Raw genomic sequence first — 3,412 nt, 5'->3', positions numbered from 1 at the left:
CCAGATCGGCCACCCCAGGTTGCGGCAGCGGGCGCGCGAGGTGTCCGCGGCCGAGCTCGACACCCCGGAACTCCACCAGATATGCGACGACCTCGTCGAGACGATGCGCGCGGCGAACGGCGCCGGGCTCGCGGCGCCGCAGGTCGATATCCCGCTGCGGATCTTCGTGGTCGAAGTCGGCGACAACCCCCGCTACCCATACAAGCCGCGCCTCGGCCTCCGCATCCTCGTCAACCCGGTCGTCACCCCGGTCACCGACGAGACCTACGCGAGCTACGAGGGCTGCCTCAGCATCCCGGATCTTCGCGGTCTGCTCCGCCGCAGCACCGAGGTCGATGTGTCCTACCGCGACCCTGAAGGCAACGAGAACGTCGAGCGCTTCGGCGGTCTCAGCACCGGCACGATGCAGCACGAGCTCGACCACCTGGATGGCATCCTCTTTCCCGATCGCGTCACCGACCCGACGACGCTCTGCACGTGGGAGATGTTCCGCGCCCACCGGGAGGAGGAATGGGTCGCGAGCATCGAGCCGCTCCTTGCCCGGTTCCCGGGCGAGCAGGCGCCGGACTAGCTACGGTCGTCGGCCGCGTGCATTGGGCAGCGCGAGGACGTCGAGCCCTTCCGCACGGGCGACGAACGCGACGGCACTGTCCGACGTAGCGACCGTGTCGCCGGGCTCGGCCAACGCGATCACAAAGCAGTCTGCGAGCGAGACATCACGATCCCGCCGGTGGTAGTACCGCGCGCGTATGTCCGCCGCGCGCTCCGCCTGTTCGCGCGTCGCGGCGACAGGTCGTGCCACCTCGTCGAGGAAGCGGTTGACGGCCAAATCGGCATCCTCCGCCGACACACCGTGCACCCTCCTCGACACGTCCAGGACCTCGGCCACGTTGACGACGGAGATCCTCAGCGACCCGGCGTCACGAAGCGCGCTCGCGATCTCGCGAGCCGACGGCGCGTCGAGCAGGAGATCGATCACCGGCCCTGCGTCGAGAGCTACTCCTCGTAGTGCTCGCGCCACTTGCGCTCCATCGCGGCATTGTCCTCCTCGCGCCACTGACGCATCGCCTCGGCAGTCGAGATGTCGGTCGTGACATGACCCTTGAGGATGCCGCGAAGCCCCTCGATCGGGTCGGCGGGGACAGGACGGAGCACGAGTCGATCTCCCTCATCCTCGATCAGCACCGCGGCCGCGTCCCAGCGATGTCTCACCTCGGCCGGCAACGAGACCTGACCTGCACTCGTGATCACGTGTCTCCACATCTTGCGTCCCATCTTCACAGTATGAAGAGCGACTGACAAGATGTCCAGAACAGACAGTTTCGCGTGCTCTTCCTTGCAGGCCGGAATCGGCGACAAACGGACGGTAGGCTTCCCGCATGGGACTCCTCGACCGGATCCGGTCCGGCACGAACGTCCCCGACGATGGGCCGGCGCTCGCGACGCCCGGACGGAGGCTCACGCTGCGTGAGGCGGGAACTCGTGTCAACGGGGGTGAGGAGCTCCTGCCGGCTGCCCGCGAGTTCCTCGATCAGGCCGGCCGTGCAAGCGCCCACGAGCTTGCCGCCATGATCGCGGAACGCCCCGATCCGACAGGGAACGCTCGGGCGGACGCTCTCCTCGCGGGGGTCGCCGAATACACAGCCGGACTGCAGCAGATCGCCTGTCCGCGGTGGACATCGGAACCCGAGCGGCTTCTCGATCGATTCTGGTTCGTGAGCACTGAACCGGGTTTCCGCGCGATTGCCCTCGCCCAGACACCCGTGGCGTTGAAGCGTCGCGGCATCCTCTGGTCAGCCCGCTCGATGCGGCGGGTGTAGCCGTGCAGCGATCCGAGATCCTCGAGCTCCTGCGTCTGCTGGCAGGCCGGCTGGACAGCAGGGGGCTCAAGGGCGAGATGTACGTCGTCGGGGGTGCGGCGATCGCCCTCGCCTTCGACGAGCGGCGCTCCACGCGGGACATCGACGCAGTGTTCGAGCCGAAGAGAGCGATCTACGACGCTGCCGCTGCGATCGCCGCTGAACGCGGCCTCGACGAGGGATGGCTGAATGATGCTGTCAAAGTATTCCTGACCGGGCCCGACATCGAAGCGATCCCGATCCTCGACCTGCCGGGACTGAGCGTCGCGACCGCCTCACCGAGGATCATCCTCGCGATGAAGGTTCTAGCCCACAGGCCGGGTGAAGACGACGAGGACGTCCGTCTCCTCGCAGGCCAACTCGGTCTGACTACCTCTACGGAGGTTCTCGCCGTTGCTGCCGACGTCTACGGCGACCGACTTGACCCCGCTGCTCGCTTCTTCGTCGAAGAGCTGTTCCCTGGAGACGCATGATGCCCTCCCTCGCCGACTTTCCCCGCATCCCACTCACGTTCGGCCCGTCTCCCGTCCATCGCCTCGAGCGCCTTTCAGACCATCTCGGCGGAAAGGTCGATATCTGGGCGAAGCGCGAGGACGTCAACTCGGGCCTCGCCTATGGCGGAAACAAGGTTCGGAAGCTCGAGTATCTCGTCGCCGACGCTCTCGCGGAGGGCTGCGACACCCTCGTCTCGATCGGCGGTGTCCAGTCGAACCACACGCGCCAGGTCGCGGCCGTGGCTGCTCACCTCGGCCTCGGCTGTGTGCTCGTACAGGAGCACTGGGTCGACTGGGACGACCCTGGCTACGAGACGGTCGGCAACATCCTCCTCTCGCGCATCATGGGCGCGGACGTGCGGCTGTCGGAAGCCGGCTTCGACATCGGCTTCCGCGAGAGCTGGGAGCAGGCACTTGCCGAGGTGATCGAGCGTGGCGGCAAGCCCTACCCGATCCCGGCGGGTGCCTCCGACCATCCACTCGGTGGTCACGGGTTCGCAGGCTGGGCCGGTGAGGTGGCCGTCCAGGAGGAGGCGCTCGGCGTCTTCTTCGACACGATCGTCGTCTGCTCGGTGACCGGGTCGACGCAGGCCGGGATGATCGCGGGCTTCGCTGGCCAGAGGCGCGAACGCGCCGTGCTCGGGATCGACGGCTCAGCGACCGTCCAGCAGACCTGGGATCAGATCGCACGGATCGCCCGCCGCACGGCCGAGGCGATCGGACTCGGTCGACCGCTCGTGGACAGCGAGATCGTCCTGCTCGACGAGTGGCACGCCGGCACCTACGGAATCCCCGACGCGAAGACGATCGCTGCGATTCGCCTCTGCGCCCGTCTCGAGGGGATGCTCACCGACCCGGTCTACGAAGGCAAGTCGATGGCGGCGCTGATCGACCTCATCCGCGACGGGCGCATCGCGCCGGGGTCACGCGTCCTCTACGCCCACCTCGGCGGCCAACCGGCGCTGAACGGCTACGCCGGCGCCTTCGCGTAGGGGCGCAGGCGCCGCCGAGCCCCCGGCGAGGCAAGCCTCGCCCGCAATCCGGATCGAGATCACACAC

Annotated in this window: 6 protein-coding genes; 4 read left to right on the top strand and 2 right to left on the bottom strand. The window is 67.7% G+C overall.

The annotated features are described in order from the left end of the window. On the top strand, positions 1–571 hold a 571-nt coding region (def, locus tag ABIR74_RS02185; RefSeq protein WP_348174974.1), incomplete at its 5' end, for a peptide deformylase. On the opposite strand, the gene ABIR74_RS02180 is transcribed toward def, so the two are convergent. Both ABIR74_RS02180 and ABIR74_RS02175 read right to left on the bottom strand, forming a co-directional pair. Continuing rightward, the gene (locus tag ABIR74_RS02180; RefSeq protein ID WP_348174973.1) at positions 572–1,021 is read right to left on the bottom strand and encodes a PIN domain-containing protein; all 450 of its coding nucleotides are present in this window, start codon (positions 1,019–1,021) and stop codon (positions 572–574) included. Beyond that, positions 997–1,275 (bottom strand): AbrB/MazE/SpoVT family DNA-binding domain-containing protein, encoded by a 279-nt coding sequence (locus ABIR74_RS02175; RefSeq protein ID WP_348174972.1) that lies wholly within the window; start codon positions 1,273–1,275, stop codon positions 997–999. The genes ABIR74_RS02180 and ABIR74_RS02175 overlap by 25 nt, the downstream gene beginning before the upstream one ends. A gap of 104 nt (positions 1,276–1,379) precedes the next feature. Here ABIR74_RS02175 and ABIR74_RS02170 point away from each other — a divergent pair, with 104 nt between their 5' ends. From ABIR74_RS02170 to ABIR74_RS02160, 3 genes are read left to right on the top strand one after another with little or no spacing between them, the layout of a single operon-like run. Then, on the top strand, positions 1,380–1,820 hold the full coding sequence (locus tag ABIR74_RS02170) for a hypothetical protein (protein WP_348174971.1): 441 nt from the start codon (positions 1,380–1,382) through the stop codon (positions 1,818–1,820). A gap of 2 nt (positions 1,821–1,822) precedes the next feature. After that, the gene (locus ABIR74_RS02165) at positions 1,823–2,332 is read left to right on the top strand and encodes a DUF6036 family nucleotidyltransferase (RefSeq protein WP_348174970.1); all 510 of its coding nucleotides are present in this window, start codon (positions 1,823–1,825) and stop codon (positions 2,330–2,332) included. Then, positions 2,332–3,345 (top strand): 1-aminocyclopropane-1-carboxylate deaminase, encoded by a 1,014-nt coding sequence (locus ABIR74_RS02160; RefSeq protein ID WP_348174975.1) that lies wholly within the window; start codon positions 2,332–2,334, stop codon positions 3,343–3,345. Before ABIR74_RS02165 ends, ABIR74_RS02160 begins: the two co-directional genes overlap by 1 nt. Positions 3,346–3,412: the final 67 nt, after the last annotated feature.

This window comes from Gaiella sp., assembly GCF_039915195.1.
Classification (GTDB): domain Bacteria; phylum Actinomycetota; class Thermoleophilia; order Gaiellales; family Gaiellaceae; genus Gaiella.
Note: the sequence above shows the minus strand (reverse complement) of the source record. Positions and strands in the feature narration are given on the sequence as shown.

Excerpts from the sequence above, each read along its gene's own strand:
- ABIR74_RS02175 (WP_348174972.1), bottom strand. The coding sequence starts at position 1,275 with ATGGGACGCAAGATGTGGAGACACGTGATCACGAGTGCAGGTCAGGTC.
- ABIR74_RS02170 (WP_348174971.1), top strand. The coding sequence starts at position 1,380 with ATGGGACTCCTCGACCGGATCCGGTCCGGCACGAACGTCCCCGACGAT.
- ABIR74_RS02160 (WP_348174975.1), top strand. The coding sequence starts at position 2,332 with ATGCCCTCCCTCGCCGACTTTCCCCGCATCCCACTCACGTTCGGCCCG.